Here is a 20,158-nt window from a genome sequence, read left to right on the forward strand (position 1 = left end):
AGAAAAAATTGATAGAAATGAAATTAAAATATAGTTGGTTGATTTTACTGATGGTGGCGCAGGTATCGGAAGCACAGTTCTCATGGTTTGGGGGGAGTACCAAGAAAAAACATCATGAAGTTTTGCTGGCCAATCGAGCTATCCAGATAGAAACCACGCAGGCCATAAATAATATGTATAATTCTAATTTTGATGCGGCCGAACGTGATTTTAAATGGTTGACTGTAAAATATCCTGAGCACCCGATTGGCTATTTCCTGATTGGGCTGAATGAATGGTGGAAAATATTGCCCGATAGCAAAAATGAGAAGTACGATGATGCGTGTTTTTACAATATGGATAAAGCCATCGATTTAGCTGATGATATGCTTGATGATGATAGTGAAGATAAAGAAGCCGCATTCTTTATGGCAGCTGCTTATGCCGTTAAAGGACGTTTACATTCAGAAAGAGAAAACTGGATTAAAGCGGCCTGGGCAAGCAAGCAAGCTATGAAATATCTTGAAAAATGCAGAGGGTTTGGTGATTTTAACCCAGAATTAGCCATAGGAGATGGCTTATATAATTATTATTCTAAATGGATTCCGGAGAATTATCCTTCTCTCAAACCCATGTTGATATTTTTCAGAAAAGGGGTAAAAAATGACGGCATCAAACAATTAGAATACGTATCACAAAACGCCTTTTATACCCGCATGGAGGCTAAGTACTTTTTGATGCAGATTTATTCGATGGAAAACCAGCATCAGAAAGCCTACTATATGGCTACTCAAATGCATAGTATGTACCCAAATAACTCTTTCTTTCATCGATATGCTGCTCGTACCGCCTTTGTATTAGGGAAAGTGGATGAAGCGGAAGCACTGGCTAAAGAATTACTGGATAATCTTAACAGTGGTAAACAAGGATATGAAGCCACAGCCGGAAGATATGCTGCCTATATATTAGGTTATCTTAGTATGAATTACAGAAACGATATTCCAAAGGCTAAAGAATATTATCAGAAAACCATTGATTTTGCCGTGCAAAGCAAAGCCAAAGACTCGGGTTATTTTTTAGGTGCTAATCTGGCATTAGGAAAAATGGCGGTTTTAGAAAAAGATTATCCAAAAGCTATCCAATATTTTAATATTGTGGTGGATAATGCCGAGAAAAAATCAGAAACCTACAAAGAGGCCAAAAAGCAGATAGATGAAACTAAAAAATTAATGAAACCTACTAAAAAGAAATAATTTATTAAAAAGGAGAGATGTTTAAGGACTAGGGTGTATTTTTGAAATAAAAATACATTGTTTTGAAAAAATCCATCAAGTACTTACTAGCATTTCTCCTTTTTTTTAAATTTGTTTCACCACTTCATGCGCAAATTATCACCAGAGGACCTTATCTTCAACAACTTAGTAATAATGGTGTAATTATCCGTTGGCGTACGAATACTGCGACTGAAAGCCTTGTTAAATTTTATCAGACCGATTCTACACAAACAATAAGCGCTTCTGATGGTACAGCAACTACCGAGCATATTATTCAGTTAACAAATCTACAAGCTGATACCCGTTATAATTATTCTGTTGGCACTTCTTCAAAAACCTTAGTATCAGGTAAAGATTTTTATTTTGTTACTGGCCCTCCAAAAGGAAGTACTCGACCAATAAATATTTGGGCTATGGGAGATTTCGGTGATGAGTCGACCAAACTCTATATGGAAACCCAACAAGGGATCAAAGATAGTTATTTAAAAAATCGCCCCGCCTTCAATGATTTATGGTTATGGTTAGGAGATAATGCGTATTGTTGCGGAACAGATGTCGAATACCAAAAACAGGTATTTGACTTTTATGGATCCAGTATCTTTGGTAATACTGCCTTTTTTCCGTCCCCAGGCAATCATGAATACTTTGCCAGCTCTACGGGTAGAGTTGATAGAAAAATTCCATATTACGATATTATCAGTGTACCGAGTAAAGGTGAAATGGGAGGGATAGCGTCTAATCAAAAGGCTTATTACTCTTATGATTATGGAAACATACATATCATTTCTCTTGATTCAGATGGCTTTGATAACGGAAAGCGGGTCTATGAAACGCAAAGCCCTCAATACCAATGGCTGAAACAGGATTTAGCAGCCAATAAATCTATGTGGACGATAGTGATGTTTCATCACCCTCCATACACCAAACGCTCACACGACTCGGATGCTGAACCTGAATTACAGTATATGAGAGAAAACCTTGTACCCCTATTTGACCAATACAAAGTCGATTTGGTACTAGCAGGACATAGCCATATTTACGAGCGCTCATACCTGATGAAAGGCCATACCGGACACTCGATGTCATTTAATTACGATGCCTACGTAGTGCAAAAAGTCAATGGTAAATATGATTCAGAACCTAACTCACGGCCATTTATTAATAAAGACGAAGGTACCATTTATTGCACAGTCGGCTCAGCAGGCAGATTAGATTGGAACGGTTCACATGAGGTTCATCCGTCATCTATTTATTCTAATATCTCAATTGGCGGCTCTTTATTATTAACCGTGAATGGCAATAGAATAGATGGAAGATGGATATGTGCAGATAATGTTGAAAGAGACCATTTTACTGTTTTTAAGAATGTAAATAAGACCCAAAGTCTACAACTAGAATATGGTTCTAAAGTACGTTTAAGTTCTTCATGGAGAGGGAGTCATAGATGGTCTATTAGTAATTCAAAAGACCAGGAAATAGAATACCAGGCCCTTAAATCTGAAACAGTGGTCGTAAAGGATTCGTTAGGTTTTTTAGAAGATAATTTCGTGATTACGATTACCCCACAACCAATTATTAATACAAACTTTACCAATAAGGCAGTTTGCGCTAATCAAATTCTGAGTGTAGCATTTGAAGTGCAAAATACAGATAGTAAAAAATGGAATTACTCTTTAGAATTATCAGATTTCAATGGTTCTTTCGATAAACCATCGGTATTAGCCAAATCTTTGCAGAGCCCGATTCAATTTACATTATCAGATAGTTTAAAGGAAGGAAATAATTATCGTCTTAGAGTTCGACCAAATACAGATTATTTTGATGAACGACCTAGCCAGAACTTTTCTATAAATAAACCTGCATCAGGAGGTTTTATTGGTGAAAAAACAATCCCTTTTGATACACTTGTTAATTTGACTCTTCGCTTTGCTGGTACTCCACCTTATACCTACAAAATAAACCAACTGCCAGAGATATCTACTCAAAATAGCGAAGTAAGCATAAAAGTGCGCCCGATTGAGGTCACTACTTACACTTTAGAAAGCTTGAAAAATGTTTGTGGGAATGGTCAAATTACAGCCAATGATGCTAAAGTTTCTATATTGGCTCCCCTCTCAATAGAAGACGAAAACACGAAGGTATTTTCAATATTTCCCAACCCGACTTATGGCGATTTGATTATTGAAAATCAAACCGAAAAGCCAATCAAGACCCAGATTCACCTACTGGATTTGAATGGTAAAAAAGTTTTGAATAAAACCTTGGTGATTGAGAAAAGAGAAATTATTTCATTACAGGATATTCCGGCAGGAAATTATATATTGAATTTAAAAACATCTTCATTAAAGGTAAGCAGAAAAATTACTAAAATGTAATAGAGCCTTATCAATCAAAAAGCCTTTTTCTCTTAAGGAAAAAGGCTTTTTGATGTAATTTTGACTATTTTCAAGGTACTGGTAAGACCTGACTATCTTTGAAACTTGAAAGAATCACCATCGTTTGTGTGTTGGCTACTTCTTCTATTTCGTTGATCGTTTCCATAATCAATTTCTGATAAGAGTTTATATCTTTGGCAATTACTTTCAATAAGAAATCGCAAGAACCTGTTACGTGATGACACTCTATTATTTCAGGAACTCGTAAAATTTTCTCAACAAAAGCATCGGTAATCGATTTTCTGTGACCTGATAAAGAAACCTGTACGAAGGTCATAACACCTAAGCCTACTTTCTCTCTATCTATTTGGGCATGATAGCTTTTAATGATACCAGATAATTCTAATTTTTTTACTCGTTCAAGTGTTGGAGCAGGAGATAAACCAATTTCTTTTGAAAGCTGTGCGTTTGTAATCTTGCCATTACTCTGGAGTATTTCCAGAAGTTTATGGTCGATTGGATCGAGTTTATTAATACTCATTTTTTATAGTTATTTTGAAGTGCAAAATATTATTTGGTGCAAAGCTATTGGTTTTTACTTTAAAAACATAATAAAATACCGAATATTTGCCAAAAGAGAAAATTTCTTTTTAGTAAAATCCAAAAAATCAATTATTACTAGTGGTTAGAATAAAAAATTATTTCTTGGAATGTAATTTCGTACTTCATTGTTTATAAAACTATTGTACTAATAAATCAGATACCCTATGAACAAGCGACTAACAACAAAAGTAAGAGCCATCGTGACAGGTGCAACAGGTATGGTAGGAGAGGGAGTATTGCACGAATGTCTATTACACGATGAAGTGGAAGAAGTTTTGATTATTAACAGAAAACCATCAGGTATTCAACACCCAAAATTGAAAGAAATTATCCATAAAGATTTTCAGGATTTCTCATCAATTGAATCCCAATTGAAAGATTATAATGCCTGTTTCTTCTGCTTAGGAGTTTCATCGGTAGGAATGCAAGAAGAGGAATATTATAAACTTACCTATACATTAACGCTCCATGTAGCAAATACATTGGTTAAAAATAATCCTGATATGACATTCTGTTATGTGTCTGGGGCAAGTACTGATAGCACAGAAAAAGGAAGGTTGATGTGGGCGAGAGTAAAAGGTAAAACAGAAAACGATTTGATGAAATTGCCTTTTAAGCAAGTGTATAACTTCCGTCCTGGTGCGATTGAAGCGACTAAAGGTCTTAAAAATGTCCTGTCTTACTATAAGTATTTCAGTTGGCTTTTTCCTGTTATCAAATTATTCGCACCAAATGCTGTTGTGAAATTGAAAGAAATAGGTTTAGCTATGATAAATACAGTTACTAAAGGCTATAAGAAACAGATATTGGAAGTATCTGATATAAAAACGCTGGCGGCTCTCTAAAAGAAAAGCCCCTCCAGAAGGAGGAGCTTTCTTGAGTTAACCAACAGTTACATTTCTGTAATATCTTAGATAATTTTCAGAGCCAGTGTGATCTGCCATCCACTGGCTTTCTGACTGAATTTTGAGTTGCCTTGCAGATTCAATTGCGAAATATCAGACAAACTGCCTTCTTTTCTTAAATCTATATCAAAACCTAATATTTTTACGCCAACCCCCACCTGATAACCGAATGTTGCTTTTTTCATGGCATCATCAAAACTACCCGAAGTGTAAGTTTTTATTGATTCACCTAATTTTTTGTCTTCGTCTAGTTTAAAAGTAGCTACCGGGCCGCCCATAATGCGTAAAAATTTAAGGAACCTAACGCCTACTAATACGGGCACATCAATATTGCTGTATTTGAATTTTACTTTGCCATATTGTTGTGTTTCAATCGTTCCACCTCGTTCCGCAAACAATACTTCCGGCTGTAAATACACTTTATTTCCGATTCTTCCAAAAACACCTAAAACATAGCCTGTTTGTGTATCTAAGCTTTCTTTGATATTATTGTTTAATGAACCGGCATCAGTATAAACCTTGTTGAAATTAAGACCTCCCTTAATACCAAAACCAGATTGCGCAAAGGAGGTTGAGAAAGAGCATAACAACATAAACAGACTAAGAATTGTGATTTTTTTCATGATGTTTTTTGTTAAATGATTAGTAACGACTTCGAAAGGTACACGTCAATTCATAGCTGTTATTGTTGGCTTTTGGATTTATTGGATTAACGTATATCAACCTCTGAATCGTATTTGGTTAACTATTCATTAACAGTTTTTTTCTATTGATTGTTATTATTTTATTCGTTATCTTTATATGTATCTAAACATATATCAAACTAATGTATCCGCATAAACTTTAAATTTTTTAAAATTGTATTGAATGGCAAAAGTTAAAACAGCTTATTTCTGTCAGAATTGTGGATATAATTCACCTAAATGGTTAGGACGCTGCCCCTCATGCAGCGAATGGAGTACAATGGTAGAAGAGGTCGTTACGAAAGACGAACCCGAAAAAGGCAACTGGAAATTTAGTTCCTCAGGTACCCCTAAGACAGCTAACAAACCCAAAGCTCTCTCCGAGATTGCAAAACATGAAAGATACAGAATCATTACAGACGATGGCGAACTCAACAGAGTGTTAGGTGGGGGTATTGTACCAGGTTCATTAGTCTTAATAGGAGGCGAACCTGGTATTGGTAAGTCAACCCTGATGTTGCAAATTGCACTCAGTTTAAAAGACTATACCGTCTTGTATGTGTCAGGTGAAGAAAGTGAACAGCAGATTAAAATGCGTGCAGAACGCATGAGTTTTGCGAACGAACGCTGCCTCATTTTGAATGAAACGGCAACTGACAATATTTTCAGGCAAATAGAATTGACAGAACCTGATATTGTAATTGTCGACTCTATACAGACGCTGGTTTCGCCATTAATTGAATCTGGTGCCGGAAGTGTATCTCAGGTAAAAGAATGTACGGCCGAATTGATGAAATTCTCTAAAGAGTCGGATATTCCGGTTATTATGATTGGACATATTACGAAAGATGGTTCATTAGCAGGCCCTAAAGTTTTAGAGCACATGGTCGATACCGTACTTCAATTTGAAGGCGATCGCCACATGACATACCGGATACTTCGAACTACCAAGAACCGCTTCGGAAGCACTTCTGAATTGGGTATTTACGAAATGCAAAGCGATGGACTCCGACAAGTAAGCAACCCCTCAGAAATTCTGATCTCTCAAAGAGAAGAAGATTTGAGCGGAATTACCATTGCCGGAATGTTAGAAGGCAACAGGCCTTTGCTGATAGAGATACAATCCTTGGTAAGTACAGCCACTTACGGCACTCCGCAACGTACAAGTAATGGCTTTGATAGTCGACGTACACAAATGCTATTGGCAGTACTCGAAAAACGTGGCGGATTTAGACTCGGTACGCAAGATGTATTCCTGAATATTGCTGGAGGCTTAAAAGTAGAAGATCCGGCAATAGACTTGGCCGTATGTACTTCTATTGTTTCTTCATTTGAAGATATAAGCATCCCGCACTTATATTGTTTTGCAGCCGAAGTTGGATTAGGTGGAGAAGTAAGAGCAGTAAATCGTATTGAAAATCGCATATCGGAAGCTGAAAAATTAGGTTTTAAGAAGATATTTATTTCTAAGTTTAACCTGAAAGGCTTGAATACGAAGAACTATAAAATTGAAATTTTTGCAGCCAGTAAGTTGGAAGAAGTGTTCAGCGAATTATTTGGATAAATTTTTTGTATCGCATTAAACGTTTTGGCTTAAAAAAGCATCTTACTAGTAATAAAGCTTGGTTATGAAAAAACTTTTCACACTTCTTGTATTATTAGCAATTCTAGGTGCTTGCTCTTCGAAAAGCTGGCACTCAAATTCCTATAAAGATGTAAATATTTATGCCAGAAAAGTAGAGCGAAAACCCCAAAAAGATAAATTTTCTCAACGACTACAATTAGCATATCGGGAACAAAAGGATAAGCTATTGCTCGAAATAGAGAGCTTACAGCAAACCAAAACACCATTTTATTGGGAGAAAGTGTATGATAAATACAAATTACTGAATGAAATGGCCTGGAAGATTCAGGCTTGTACCTTTTGTCTGAATCAGGTTACGCCTGTCTTTTATGAAGCAGAACAATTAGCAGCATTAGAAAATGCAACCGACGATAGGTTAGAGGAAGGTCTATTGGCATTAGGTTTAAACACTAAGCCTAATGCCCAAAAAGCTTATTATAGCTTTGTAAAAGCCAAGAAGTTTTCACCGAAAAGAACTGATATCGATTCACTTATTGAAGAATCTTTGGAAATAGGTTCAATAAGAATAGTATTAGAGGGAAATTATAGATACGATAAAAGCTACGTACAGGACATTGAACGAAGTTTATTCAGAAGTTTACCAAGGTCTGTTGAAGCAAAACCCTTTTATCAGTTTTTCAGCCCTGAAGCAGCCTCACAAAGTCATATCAGCCCCGACTATGTAATTAGTTTTGGGTATGAATACCTGAATGTGGGCTTTGAGAACAGAAGTTGCTCGGAAGAAAGCTTTTCAAAAGATGTTAAGGTTGGAGAGAAAAAAATAGATAGCGTGAAAGTGGAGCCCATTTATGAAAAAGTTTCTGGTAAAATTACAAAATGTACTAAGAGCTTAAAGGCAGAAGGTAGAGTTTGGTTTGAAGTAATTGACTATCAGCAGGATAAAGTTGTTTTGAGGGATAGTTTTTATGATGATGATGATTGGGTAAACCAATGGGTAACTGTCTCAGGTGATTCCAGAGCCTTACCAGCAGGGGCAATGAGTTCTGGGACAGAGCAATTTGCTCCATCAAGATGGACACAGTTCGATAATATTACAAATGAACTAAGTAATTCAGTATTATGGAAGATCCGGCAGTTTATCAGAGTACAGAATGACCTGGCCTTGTATTGATTTAATAGTTTCATAGTTTTGTGCATTTTTTTGAATGCGGGCATGAATTCTCATTCTAAACCCTTCTGGAGAAATCACTTGCATTCCTTCACCGAAACCTAGAATTTCTTTTTCTAATTCAAAATTTAATTGTACATTAATTTGTAAAATTACCCCGTTTGCATTTCTCTCTAAAATTTTTTGAGAATGATGTAGCGGCTTGGTTTCTACATAAGGCGCCTCTGCTTTTGCCACAAATATAGTAACTTCTTCAACTTTTGCTCCTGTAGAGACAGTTACGCCAATCACATCTTTATAATAAGTTTCAGAACCATACACATCATTTTCAATATAATCTGTTGATTCATCAAGGCATAATTTCTCAATACGGTCTAAGGCAAGATTATGAATGATTCTCTGATCACTTCGAACTCCAACGGCAAACCAACGATTCTTGAATTCTTTTAACCACCATACATGAAACGTAAACGTATTTGCCTCACGCGCCTTGAATGACTGGTAAGCCATTTGCACTGCTTTTTTCTGGATAATAGAATGATAAAGCAAATCAAGATAAGATAAACCCCTTAGATTCTCATTTTTCTCAAAGCTAATAACCGTATGCTGCTTATGAGCCGTTGCATACACATGGTCTTCCAGTTTCTGTACTACTTCATTTAACTGATTGAAATGAGAAAAACCTTTGAATTGTTTAAGCAATTCAACTGCTTCATTCATTCGCCCTAAATCAGCATTAGAAATCGGTATATTAGTAATGCTATATTTAGGATCTTCGTAGGTATAATATTTCTTATCAACCACAACAATAGGAGCAAAGTAGCCTAGCTTATCACTGCGCATCATCTGAATATCTGCCTGAATCGTTCTTATACTAATGCCTTTATCAATACCTTCGTACTCATAAAGCATTTCAGAAACCTTTTCAACCAGATCTTCTAAAGTCCATTTGCGTTGTCGGTTTCTTAAACACGCGTCAATTGTTTTATAACGTACAAGGGCGTTTCGGTTAGCAGGCATAGAAAGTTTAAAAATATTTGACAAAAAAAAGAAATTATTCTTAACTGCGCAAATAAACTGCGTAGTGACTGTTTTGTTTTGTAGCATAAACCAAAAACAAAATGAACATTCAAGCACTTCACGAATTAATTGCCAACGATTATATCAATGTACAAAAGCATCCAAATGCCGATTTATATATCTATAATTATTCAGCTAAAGCCCAGTATGATAGAGTCTGGAATGAGTGGACTTTGGCTTGTCGTGGCTTAATCATGAATGCTGATTATGAAGTAGTGGCTCGTCCATTCAAGAAATTCTTTAATTGGGGAGAGGTAGAAAATCAGGCAATTCCACAGGAATCATTTGAAATCTATGAAAAAATGGATGGTTCTTTAGGAATCTTGTATTGGATTGATGAAATTCCGTATATTGCTACCAGAGGTTCTTTTAATAGTGATCAGGCTAAAGTGGCTACTGAAATGTTGCATACAAAATATGCTACTTCAATTCCACTATTAGATAAAACCAAAACATATCTATTTGAAATTATCTATCCTGAAAACCGGATTGTAGTTGACTATGGAAAAACCAGAGCCTTAATATTATTGGCAGTAATTGATACTAAAACCGGAGACGAATGTCCTCTGGAACAAATTGGTTTTGAGGTTGTGAAACTTTATGATGGTATCAATGATTTGTATCACCTAAAAAAACTGGAGGAAACCAATAGAGAAGGATATGTGATAAAATTTGCCGGAGGATTACGTCTGAAAGTGAAATTTGATGAATACCAACGTGTGCATCAGATTATTACTCGTGTATCAAATATCAGTATCTGGGAACATTTAAAGGAAGGAAATAATTTAGTAGGTATTTTAGATAGAGTACCAGACGAATTTTATGACTGGGTAAAACTGACCGAACAACAGTTATTTGATGATTTTAAAGCTATCGAAGCAAAAGCCATGGAGGAGTTTAAAGTGTATGATATAAGAAAAGATACAGCACTTTATTACCAGACTTGCAGCTACCCGGCAGTTTTATTTAAAATGATGGAAAATAGACCATACAATCAGATTATCTGGAAAATGATTAGACCAAAATTTAAAAAACCTTTCGCGACACATATAGAAACATGAAAATTTTATTCAAGGCAATTGTAGGAAGTCAAGCTTATGGCACGAACACAACGAATTCAGATATAGACTATAAGGGTGTATATGCGCAATCCATAGACGATTTGATTGGATTTTCGTATAAAGAGCAGATTGAAGTTTCAAAAGATGAATGTTATTTTGAGGTTCGAAGATTCTTGCAATTACTCCAATCGGCAAACCCTACTATGCTAGAGTTACTATATATGCCATCTGCGTGTATTATCGAAAAACACCCTGCTTTTGATTTACTTATAGAAAATAGGGACAAATTTTTAACAAAAAAATGTCTCCAGTCTTTTGGTGGATATGCCATTGCCCAAATCAGTAAAGCAAAGGGTCTTGAAAAGAAAATGAACTGGGAGCACAACAAAATCACTAGAAAAACACCTTTTGATTTTTGTTATATCTATGAAGAAGGCAAAACTATGCCTCTCACGTATTTCTTGGAGAGAAATAACTGGTCGGCAGAACATTGTGGACTAGTGGCTTTAAATCATTTTAAAAATTGCTATGCCTTATATTTTGATGCCACAGGTGAATTAGATTATAAGGGAATCGTTTCTGAAAAAGGAAATGATGTTAAATTAAGCTCTGTACCAAAAGGAGAGAAGCCTGTTAGTATTATGTGTTTCAATCAGGAAGGATATTCATCACATTGTAAAGACTATGTAGAGTATGAAACCTGGCTGAAAAATAGAAATGTACAACGTTATGTAGACATTGCGAATCATCAGCAACAAATTGATGGCAAAAACTTATTGCATTGCCGTCGTTTACTGGATATGGCTATTGAAATAGCAACACAGAAAACGATTAATGTAAGAAGACCTAATGCAGAGGAATTACTAAAGATCAGAAGAGGAGAAATCGACTTAACTGCATTTATGCAAAGAGCCGAACAAGAGATTCTGGAATTAAACGAATTATTTGAAAACAGTGATTTGCCAAAAGAAGTAGATAATGAATTTGTTAATGATTTATTATTGAAGGTGAGACATGCAGTAATGTAAGGATTATTAAATATATAACGCCAAATTAGAATAATGGTAAGATTTATAATGGATCCTTTAGGTAATTCACATAAGGATATATTTATGAAAATAGACGCTTGGTTAGGACCAAGTCCGTATATAGCAGACTTCTATTTTATTCCTGATTTTTTGGAGTTTGAGTCAGTCATTCAAGATGAGATTGAATGGAAAAAAGCGTGTTTTAAAGTGTATTTAGAACATTTAATAGCCTTGGTTAATTTAAATCTTGATAATACTTATTTGATATTTGATTTATCTGACCAATATATAAGCGCTATTAGATTAGAGAAATTTGTAAGAAACAAGGTTAATTCATATAAAACATCAATAGTGTATAGTGACAAATATTACGGTTGGGGTATAAATTATAAAATGCAACAATCTGAATTTCTTGATTGTGATTGGAAGCAAAGTGAAAATCAGAGTTGGGAAATTACTAAAGATAGCGTTTTAAAAGGAATAAAATGGAGTATTGAGAATTTGTAATGTAAACATAATGACTAAATTAAAAAAAGGTCTGGTATTCGGAAAATATATGCCTGTTCACGAAGGGCATTTAGCGCTCATTGAATTTGCAAAATCTCAATGCGAACATATCATTGTTTCTATGAGTTTTATGCCAAACGATCCTATCGACCATACTTTACGATTCGGCTGGTTGCAAAAGATTTTCGAAGGTCAACCCAATATAACAGTAGTTGAGAAGATTGATGATTTCCATGATGAAAGCTTGCCAATTTTCGAAGCGACTAAACTCTGGGCAGATTTTATAAGAAGGGAATTCCCAGATATTGAAGCCTTCTTTTGTTCAGAGGATTACGGAGAACCATTATCTTTTCATTTAGACTTACCTTGTGTTTTGTTTGACAAGGCTCGTTTACAGATTCCAGTTTCTGCTACCAAAATCAGACAAAATCCTTTTAAATACTGGGATTTTATTCCATATATAGTTAGACCTTATTACGTAAAGAAAATATGTCTTTTCGGCCCGGAGAGTGTTGGCAAAACAATTTTGAGCCAGAAATTAGCTAATCATTATAAAACAGTATTTGTACCAGAGGCTGCTAGAGAGATTTTAACATCAAATGATATTGATGAAGATATCATTGTGAAGATAGGCAAAAGACAAACGGAGTTGGTAAAGAGTAAAACAGAGTTAGCTAATAAACTTTTATTTTGCGATACAGACCTCATTACCACGCAAATTTACTCTAAACTTTATCTGGACTACATTCCAGAAATACTACCAGCATTAGAAAAAGAGGTTCATTATGACTTATATTTCTTGTTGAATATTGATGTGGAATGGGTAGATGACCCATTAAGAGATTTAGGATATAGGCGAGAAGAAATGTATCAGACTTTTAAGGCAGAACTCGATAAACGTCAAATTAATTACATAAGTATTAGTGGAAATTGGGACGATAGAATGAGCAAAATGATTGAAGAAATTAATAGATTATTGGCGTCAATATCCACCACTTAAAGAAAAGAATAAACGAAAATGAAAACTGTGTTAATATTACGTGGATTACCCGCAAGCGGAAAATCTACTTTTGCCCGAAAATTATTAGATGAGAAAAGAGGAATGTGGAAACGCTTGAATAAAGACGAACTTCGTGCCATGCTGGATAATTCACATCATACCAACTATAATGAGAAATTTATCGAAAAGGTGCGTGATTTGATGTTGGTAGAAGCATTGAAAGCAGGGCATCATGTGATAATTGATGATACTAATTTATCTAACCGCCCTATTGAGCGTATTAGTCAGGTGGTTGAAAAATATCGAAAAGATACTGGTGAAGAGGTAAGAATAGAAATCAAAGAGATGAAGGCTTCTTTGGAAGAATCATTAGCAAGAGATGAAGTGAGAGAGAAAAAAGTAGGAAAGGAGGTGATTATGAAAATGTATAAACAACATATATTAAAAGACGAACGAGGCCCGCATTATCAAGGGCAAGATGAAAGTTTAACCCCAGCCATTCTTTGTGACCTGGATGGCACACTTGCAATTTTACACGCTAGAAGCCCTTTTGATGCAGAACGTTGTGAAACTGATTTGCTGAATAAACCCGTAGCCGAAATTGTAAAGACCTATCATCAACTGGGAACAAAAGTAATTTTCATGTCTGGACGTGAAGAAAAAGCCAGAAAACAAACCATCAATTGGCTGGAATATAATAATATTACCTATGATGCTTTGTATATGCGGACTACCGGAGATTCACGTAAAGACTCAATAGTGAAAAAAGAACTCTATGAAGCGCACGTAAAAGATAAATATTACGTCAAGTTTGTATTAGATGATCGTAATCAGGTAGTTGATTTGTGGCGTTTAGATTTAGGTTTACCATGTTTACAAGTAAATTATGGCGATTTTTAGTAGTGAGGCTTACCTTACTACTAAAACTTTAGCAATGAAATAATTTCCAAAACCAATGCGAATGATATAATTGCCTGCTGACAAATCGTTCAATTTAATATTTCTGGTATATCTATCAGCACTTAACTTTTCTTCAGGTATTTCTTTTACTTTCCGACCTAAAACGTCATAGACAGAAATTTGAGTAGCTGTATTTTGTTTCAAAGTAAAATCGACTAATACTTCACCTGTTGTTGGATTTGGTGAGATTTTCCAATCGATCAATTCACTGATAGGCTCAGTACCGGTAGGGGTAATTTTTACTTCTGTTGCCTCTTTTAAAATCTTGTTCTCCGGATCAAAAACTACCTGGTTTACATCTCCTTTAATATTAGGAATCTCAATATCTTGTGTAGCTTTATCAATAAAAACTGTAGTAGAAGTTTCTCCTTGAGAGGTAATAATCTTTATATCAACAGGCATTGAAAAATATTCAGGTGTCGTGTTTTTTGTCTGGGTAACTTTCACAGTTACTATTGTTGAACCATCAGTAGCTTTAGCGCTTGTCCATCCATAATTGTATTTAGGATAACTCTCGCCATATATCCACTCTTTGAAGAAATAATCCAGATTCAATCCAGTGGTTTGTTCTGCTACTTTCTGAAAATCTTCAGTTGTAGCTGAATTATAAGCTACAGGGGAGACCAGATAGTTTTGTAGAATTTTAAAGAATTTTTCATCGCCAACTATGCCTCTTATCATATGTAAAACAACGCCACCTTTGGCATAGGTACGGTTAAAGTTAAAAATCTCGTTTTCGTTGCTGATGTTTTTTACAAAAATGCTTCCAACAGCTCTCTTGGCATAAAACATATCACTATTGATGGTAGTCTGATAAGCATTTTTCCCTCCTATAGCTTCAGCATAAACAGCTTCACTAAAGGTGGCAAAGCCTTCATTCAACCAGATATGCTCCCAACTTTTGCAGGTAATCTTATCTCCAAACCATTGATGTGATAATTCATGTGCTACAAGGCTTTCTTCAAAACTCCCCATTGAACTACAAGTTTGATGTTCCATACCTCCACCAAAACCACATTGAGCATGACCATATTTCTCTTTAATAAATGGATATTGCCCATATTTATCTGAGAAAAGCTTAAGCATAAATGGCGTCTGATCTAATTGGTTTTTAACATTTGAAGAAAAGTTTTCCGGATAGATATAGTGTGTGATTACCATGGAATCAGTAGCAGAATACTTATAATAGTTCTTATATTCAGTATAGTTGCTACAAGAAATAGAAATTAGGTAGTGTGCGATAGGGTAACGATTTTTCCATTGATAAGTACGAGTACCATTACTATTATCTACAACCTTTGATAGAACCCCATTTGATACAGAAACGAACCCTTTAGGCATCGTAACCCATACATCTGATGAGTCAGCCTTATCAGCTGGCGTATCTTTACAAGGAAACCAGGCAGGTGCTCCATATGGCTCGCTTAAGGACCACACAACAGGTGCGGGAGTGACATTACCATGTGTACTAAAGGTAAAGCTACCAAATGCTGCAGAAACCGGAGTGCCTTGGTAATAAATGACAAGTGTAACAGCCTGATTTTCAGTATAGGATTTGTCAAGTGTAATATTAACTTTAGCAGACTCTTGAACAAAAGTCAGTTTTTTTGCTCCCAACTTTATAGAATCTACTCTAAGCGTATTTTGTAAATCTAAAAAACAATTTGAAATAGTTGATTTCGCTTTAAAACTGATTGTGGCCTCACCTTTCAAATAGCTTTGAGCATATGAAATATTCAGATTCAGTTTATAATAAACAATATCTATTTTATCATCCCCCGGATAGGATACTCTTACATTACGAGCATTTCTGGCAAATGAACTTTGCTTGCCCTGCGCACAACTCACTCCACCACTTACCTGAGCCAATCCAATTTGAGGTAAGAAAATGAGCACTAAATATAAAAATGAATTTCTCATATATTTTTAAGGTCAGAATTCCCAACGATTGCTTAAAATCGGCACCAATCCCAATTGATATTGTTTAACTATTTTTTTCTGCAAAATATCATAATAACTATAAGCAGTATTTTTATAACTAGCAATATTCTGTATATCTAAAGCCAAGGTACGCGAATATTTTTGTTTCGATTTTTTTAGGTAAATACGAAAATCAGGGCGGAAATAATCAGGTTGTTTTATTGTAAATGCTTCGGTAACTTTATATACAGGTTTACGTGCTATCTGAGAAGCCTTTTCATCAATAGGTGTTTCATAAAAGCCGCCAAGCCAGATAAGTCTGATACTTGTTCCAATCATACGGTCTTTACTATATTTCCATTCTTTGCCAATAGTCAGATTAAAAATATGCTTTCCATTATAGCGAGTATTTCTTTTCACACCGTCACCCCCAACATAAGTAGAATTGTAGTATGTACTATTTATTAATGCATAAAATCCATTAGTCAGGTATTGCTGATAGGTAATTTCAATACCATAATTTTGACCAGTACCTTTATTTTGTAAAGGTTCATCAATAAAGCCTTCAACTAAATTAAGCGTCGAGAAACCTGGTTCAACTTTCTGGGTAAATAATGGAGAAGAGGTAATAACAGGTACATTAAATATTTTCTGATAATACAATTCAGTTTTCAGATAAGAGCCATGTTTAAAATAGTATTGATGGCTTAATACATAATGATGTGCCTTGGTAAAACCAAGCGAAACATTAGGTGTATTCTGTAATAAAGTGCTGTAAGCAAAATAAACCTGTGGTAATTGTAGTTGGCTATGCAGACCATAAGCAAAGCCAAGCGATTGATTGCTGCTCAACTGATAGCCTAAAGATACACGTGGCTCAACTGATTGTGATTTACTCACAGTATAATTCAAATAATGTAAACCAATATTTGCGGTAAGCTTAGATGCAGGAGTGAATTGCCAGTTTACATAAGGTTGAAACACAAAACCTCTCCCTTCTCCTTTAGCTGATTGCTCTGGGTCAACTGAATAAATTCCATCAGATTGATGGGTAATAAAAGCCCCCACTTTCAGCAGATTTTTAGCATTTATTTTATAGCTAAGCGAGCTGGTAAAAGAAATTCTTCCTTTAAAAACACTATCTGTCTGAGTTAGGTAACGCTGAAATGTATTTTTACTTAACACGTACCCCTTACGTACACTTTCTAAACCAGAACCTACCAGAGTAGTTCTCCATAAAAGCTTATCATTAATATTTACACTATGTGTTGTACCCAGAGCACCCATTCTATTGGTATAATTAATATCAAAACCATCTTTCTGAACTTCCCATAGCGTAGTATCACGTTTGCCAGCAAAATAATTACTGCTTAATCCGGCCATACCAAAGACTGTAAAAGTACCTGATTTCTTGGTTGGCAGAGAAACATTAAATGATAAATCCTGAAAAGTTATGTCCTCTCCACCGAATGTTACACCAAGCAAACCTAATAGACCTGTAAATGAATAACGATAATTCACCAAATAACTTCCATTCTTTTTAGTATTACTCAAAGGCCCTTCTGCTGCCAAATCAAGTCCGATTAATCCTGCTTGTGCTGTAAACTCATGTTTTTGATTATTCCCTTTTCTTAAACGCATATCCATCACACCTGAAAGTGCATTCCCATACTCAGCCGGAAAAGCACCAGTTAGAAAATTCATATTCCCTAATAGCTGAGCTGATAAGATATTAACCCCTCCTGCATTCTGAGTAATTCTGTCACTGAATGTACCTGCATTACTTAAGTGATTTGGATTCACAATTTCGACACCCTCTAAACGCCATTGCATACTATTTGGTGAGTTTCCTCGGATGACCATGCCATTCGCTTGATCATTCGCGTTCGCAACTCCAGCATAGGCAGAGGCTAAACGAGCAGGGTCTAGATATGTACCCGGATAACGGAATATCTGCTCAGTTGTTATAGAATGAATGCTAGTTAATGAACCGGTAAGATTATTAGACGGCGCCTTTACGATAGCTTCTCCTAATTGTTTAGTAGCTTCTTGCAGGCGGATTTCCAGAACTACCTCTTTGCCAGACTCAACTAATATTTCAGAAATAGTCTGGGTTTCAAAGCCAACAAAACTGACTTCAAGCTGATAGCGACCAACCGGAACTTTTTCAATTCTGAAATAACCATTATCGTCAGTTTGTGAGCCTTGAGTTGTATTTTTTACAACAACATTTGCTCCAACTAGCGGTTTTTCGTTATTAGTATCGATGATTCTTCCACGAATCGTCTGTGTAGTTTGAGCTGCAAGATTTATGTAAAAGAATAGGGTGAGTAGTGATAAGGTAAATTTTTTAAACATCTGCTTTTCAACTTGAAAATTTCTTAAAAGACTTGAACTTTATTCCTAATTATTAAACATTTTTGTATAGCAAAAGTTTATTAACTGTAATTAAAACTACCGCTATGATTTTAAGTAAGTTTGAAGTGAAATTTTATCAGCAATTGGAAGAGTTTTTCCAGGCTTATGACTTCAAACTGCACCTAGATAATAAACAGTTTCGCAAAGCTACACAAAACGGATTTCAGAATGTAATATTTTCTATTTCCGAAACACAAAAAGAATTCTGGATTGAGGTAAACTTTGGTATTCGTTATGAATTTATTGAACAGTTGGCCCAACAGTTTCTTAATAATACGAGGGGAAATCGTGCTTCTGCCAATACGCTAGTCATTAGTTTCGGTAAATTTCAGAATCTCAAATATTTTCGGTTTAAGGTCACTGATGAAGAGGAATTATACAGGATTCTGGAAGAAATTAAGAGTTTTTTTAAGAATAGAGGATTCAGGTTTTTGGAAGAGGCCGCCTGCCTTGAAAAAATAGACGATTTACTCAATGATATGCCTACCAAACCTTGCAGATATCTTTATAATCAGATTCATAGGTGTTTTAAAGGAATAATTGCCGCAAAACTAATGGATAACCATAGTTTTACGACAATTACGAATATTTACAGACATTTTTTGCTAAAGAATGGCTCAGATGAAGAACTACTAAACTATGAGCGTTTAGTGAGTTTTCTTCATTTCTATAGCCCTAATTAATCTTTCTCGACATTACTACTGCCTGATAGATTAGAACTGACATGTGGATTTCCCCGGTACCTGACTTTACTCGCGCCACTTGCTCTGATATTCAAAGTTTCATTAACATTCACCCTTCCTGAACTAGCTCCTGAGACATCCAAAGTAGCCTTGTCAACAACTGTATCAAAAGCATTTAATTTAGAAGCGCCAGATAAATCAACTGACATCTCTTTACCCATTCCTTCTAAATCTAATTCTGAAGCACCAGATAGATCAACTTTGTAAAACCGGGCGTTAGCTGATAATGTAGCCTTTGAAGCACCTGATAAATCGATTTCTAATTCATCTAGATTATTGAAACCCTGAAGGTAAGAAGTAGTAGCACCTGAAAAATCAATTTCTTTCACATTCGGCATTTCAATCCCAATTTCCATCCGATAGCGCCTGATTCGCCATTTTGAGTAGTAAATTTTCAACTCCCCACTTGTTACTTTTACAATTAAGTCGTCAATGTCCCGTCTATCTCCTTTGGCGATTATTTTAAAATCTGCTCCTTTTTTCACAGTAATTTGAAAAGCATTGCCCATTTCGAGTTTATCAAAATTCCTTAAATTGAAAGTTTTATCTTCCGGGTTACGGGGCTCAACGCCTTGTTGTATCAATTCACAAGAACTGACGCTAAAAACTAACAGGATAATAACCAATAAACTACTCAATCTTAGTTTTTTCATAATCATATATTATTTGTATTTGTGTGTATGACAAGTGAAAAAAAGTATACCCCTATTTGAGATGAGATTTTTTTACATTTACGTAAGTAGATTCTAATTCATTCAGTGAAAATAACTTTTATTGAAAGTATGTAGGGGTATTAAAAGGTTGAGTTGTCATATAAAAAAATCCGTTTATCAAATACATCTAACCATATTGACTAGAAAAAAGCTATG

General features: G+C 35.3%; 17 protein-coding genes. 11 read left to right on the top strand and 6 right to left on the bottom strand.

Annotated elements, in window-relative coordinates; all coding sequences use genetic code 11:
• Positions 1 to 17 precede the first annotated feature (17 nt).
• Both ACYVFA_RS13635 and ACYVFA_RS13640 read left to right on the top strand, forming a co-directional pair.
• Positions 18 to 1,232 (top strand): tetratricopeptide repeat protein, encoded by a 1,215-nt coding sequence (locus ACYVFA_RS13635; protein ID WP_460472386.1) that lies wholly within the window; start codon positions 18 to 20, stop codon positions 1,230 to 1,232.
• A 62-nt stretch (positions 1,233 to 1,294) separates the two neighbouring features.
• Complete coding sequence (locus tag ACYVFA_RS13640) at positions 1,295 to 3,628, top strand: metallophosphoesterase (RefSeq protein WP_460472387.1); 2,334 nt, start codon at positions 1,295 to 1,297, stop codon at positions 3,626 to 3,628.
• A gap of 70 nt (positions 3,629 to 3,698) precedes the next feature.
• Here ACYVFA_RS13640 and ACYVFA_RS13645 read toward each other — a convergent pair whose 3' ends face one another.
• Positions 3,699 to 4,169 (bottom strand): Lrp/AsnC family transcriptional regulator, encoded by a 471-nt coding sequence (locus ACYVFA_RS13645; RefSeq protein WP_116984584.1) that lies wholly within the window; start codon positions 4,167 to 4,169, stop codon positions 3,699 to 3,701.
• Between the two features lie 226 nt (positions 4,170 to 4,395).
• Between ACYVFA_RS13645 and ACYVFA_RS13650 the strand changes: the two genes are divergently transcribed.
• Positions 4,396 to 5,076 carry a Rossmann-fold NAD(P)-binding domain-containing protein gene (locus ACYVFA_RS13650; RefSeq protein WP_460472388.1) on the top strand — a complete coding sequence of 227 codons (681 nt, stop codon included), beginning with the start codon at positions 4,396 to 4,398 and terminating at the stop codon, positions 5,074 to 5,076.
• A 65-nt stretch (positions 5,077 to 5,141) separates the two neighbouring features.
• Here ACYVFA_RS13650 and ACYVFA_RS13655 read toward each other — a convergent pair whose 3' ends face one another.
• Positions 5,142 to 5,759: a porin family protein gene (locus tag ACYVFA_RS13655; RefSeq protein WP_460472389.1), complete on the bottom strand. Its 618-nt coding sequence runs from the start codon at positions 5,757 to 5,759 to the stop codon at positions 5,142 to 5,144.
• A gap of 244 nt (positions 5,760 to 6,003) precedes the next feature.
• Here ACYVFA_RS13655 and radA point away from each other — a divergent pair, with 244 nt between their 5' ends.
• Together radA and ACYVFA_RS13665 are read left to right on the top strand one after the other, a co-directional pair.
• Positions 6,004 to 7,383: a DNA repair protein RadA gene (gene radA, locus ACYVFA_RS13660; protein WP_460472390.1), complete on the top strand. Its 1,380-nt coding sequence runs from the start codon at positions 6,004 to 6,006 to the stop codon at positions 7,381 to 7,383.
• 64 nt (positions 7,384 to 7,447) lie between these two features.
• Positions 7,448 to 8,575, top strand: a complete 1,128-nt coding sequence (locus ACYVFA_RS13665; protein WP_460472391.1) for a hypothetical protein — start codon at positions 7,448 to 7,450, stop codon at positions 8,573 to 8,575.
• Here ACYVFA_RS13665 and ACYVFA_RS13670 read toward each other — a convergent pair.
• Positions 8,522 to 9,592, bottom strand: a complete 1,071-nt coding sequence (locus ACYVFA_RS13670) for a helix-turn-helix transcriptional regulator (protein ID WP_460472392.1) — start codon at positions 9,590 to 9,592, stop codon at positions 8,522 to 8,524. The genes ACYVFA_RS13665 and ACYVFA_RS13670 overlap by 54 nt on opposite strands.
• A gap of 101 nt (positions 9,593 to 9,693) precedes the next feature.
• Here ACYVFA_RS13670 and ACYVFA_RS13675 point away from each other — a divergent pair, with 101 nt between their 5' ends.
• The 5 genes from ACYVFA_RS13675 to ACYVFA_RS13695 all read left to right on the top strand — a co-directional run bounded on the left by ACYVFA_RS13675 (position 9,694) and on the right by ACYVFA_RS13695 (position 14,148).
• Positions 9,694 to 10,713: an RNA ligase gene (locus tag ACYVFA_RS13675; protein ID WP_460472393.1), complete on the top strand. Its 1,020-nt coding sequence runs from the start codon at positions 9,694 to 9,696 to the stop codon at positions 10,711 to 10,713.
• On the top strand, positions 10,710 to 11,741 hold the full coding sequence (locus ACYVFA_RS13680) for a DNA polymerase beta superfamily protein (RefSeq protein ID WP_460472394.1): 1,032 nt from the start codon (positions 10,710 to 10,712) through the stop codon (positions 11,739 to 11,741). The genes ACYVFA_RS13675 and ACYVFA_RS13680 overlap by 4 nt, the downstream gene beginning before the upstream one ends.
• 84 nt (positions 11,742 to 11,825) lie before the next feature.
• On the top strand, positions 11,826 to 12,248 hold the full coding sequence (locus ACYVFA_RS13685; protein ID WP_460472395.1) for a hypothetical protein: 423 nt from the start codon (positions 11,826 to 11,828) through the stop codon (positions 12,246 to 12,248).
• Between the two features lie 10 nt (positions 12,249 to 12,258).
• Positions 12,259 to 13,248, top strand: a complete 990-nt coding sequence (locus ACYVFA_RS13690; protein ID WP_460472396.1) for an AAA family ATPase — start codon at positions 12,259 to 12,261, stop codon at positions 13,246 to 13,248.
• 18 nt (positions 13,249 to 13,266) lie between these two features.
• Positions 13,267 to 14,148, top strand: a complete 882-nt coding sequence (locus ACYVFA_RS13695; protein WP_460472397.1) for a phosphatase domain-containing protein — start codon at positions 13,267 to 13,269, stop codon at positions 14,146 to 14,148.
• Between the two features lie 9 nt (positions 14,149 to 14,157).
• Here ACYVFA_RS13695 and ACYVFA_RS13700 read toward each other — a convergent pair whose 3' ends face one another.
• Together ACYVFA_RS13700 and ACYVFA_RS13705 are read right to left on the bottom strand one after the other, a co-directional pair.
• Positions 14,158 to 16,128 (bottom strand): M1 family aminopeptidase, encoded by a 1,971-nt coding sequence (locus ACYVFA_RS13700; protein ID WP_460472398.1) that lies wholly within the window; start codon positions 16,126 to 16,128, stop codon positions 14,158 to 14,160.
• A 12-nt stretch (positions 16,129 to 16,140) separates the two neighbouring features.
• Complete coding sequence (locus ACYVFA_RS13705; protein ID WP_460472399.1) at positions 16,141 to 18,486, bottom strand: TonB-dependent receptor; 2,346 nt, start codon at positions 18,484 to 18,486, stop codon at positions 16,141 to 16,143.
• A 104-nt stretch (positions 18,487 to 18,590) separates the two neighbouring features.
• On the opposite strand from ACYVFA_RS13705, the gene ACYVFA_RS13710 reads away from it, so the two are divergent.
• Positions 18,591 to 19,229, top strand: coding sequence for a hypothetical protein (locus ACYVFA_RS13710; RefSeq protein ID WP_460472400.1), 639 nt, complete (start codon positions 18,591 to 18,593; stop codon positions 19,227 to 19,229).
• Here the strand turns inward: ACYVFA_RS13710 and ACYVFA_RS13715 are convergent.
• On the bottom strand, positions 19,226 to 19,942 hold the full coding sequence (locus ACYVFA_RS13715; RefSeq protein WP_460472401.1) for a head GIN domain-containing protein: 717 nt from the start codon (positions 19,940 to 19,942) through the stop codon (positions 19,226 to 19,228). The genes ACYVFA_RS13710 and ACYVFA_RS13715 overlap by 4 nt on opposite strands.
• Between the last annotated feature and the right edge of the window lie 216 nt (positions 19,943 to 20,158).

This window comes from Emticicia fontis (assembly GCF_054779675.1).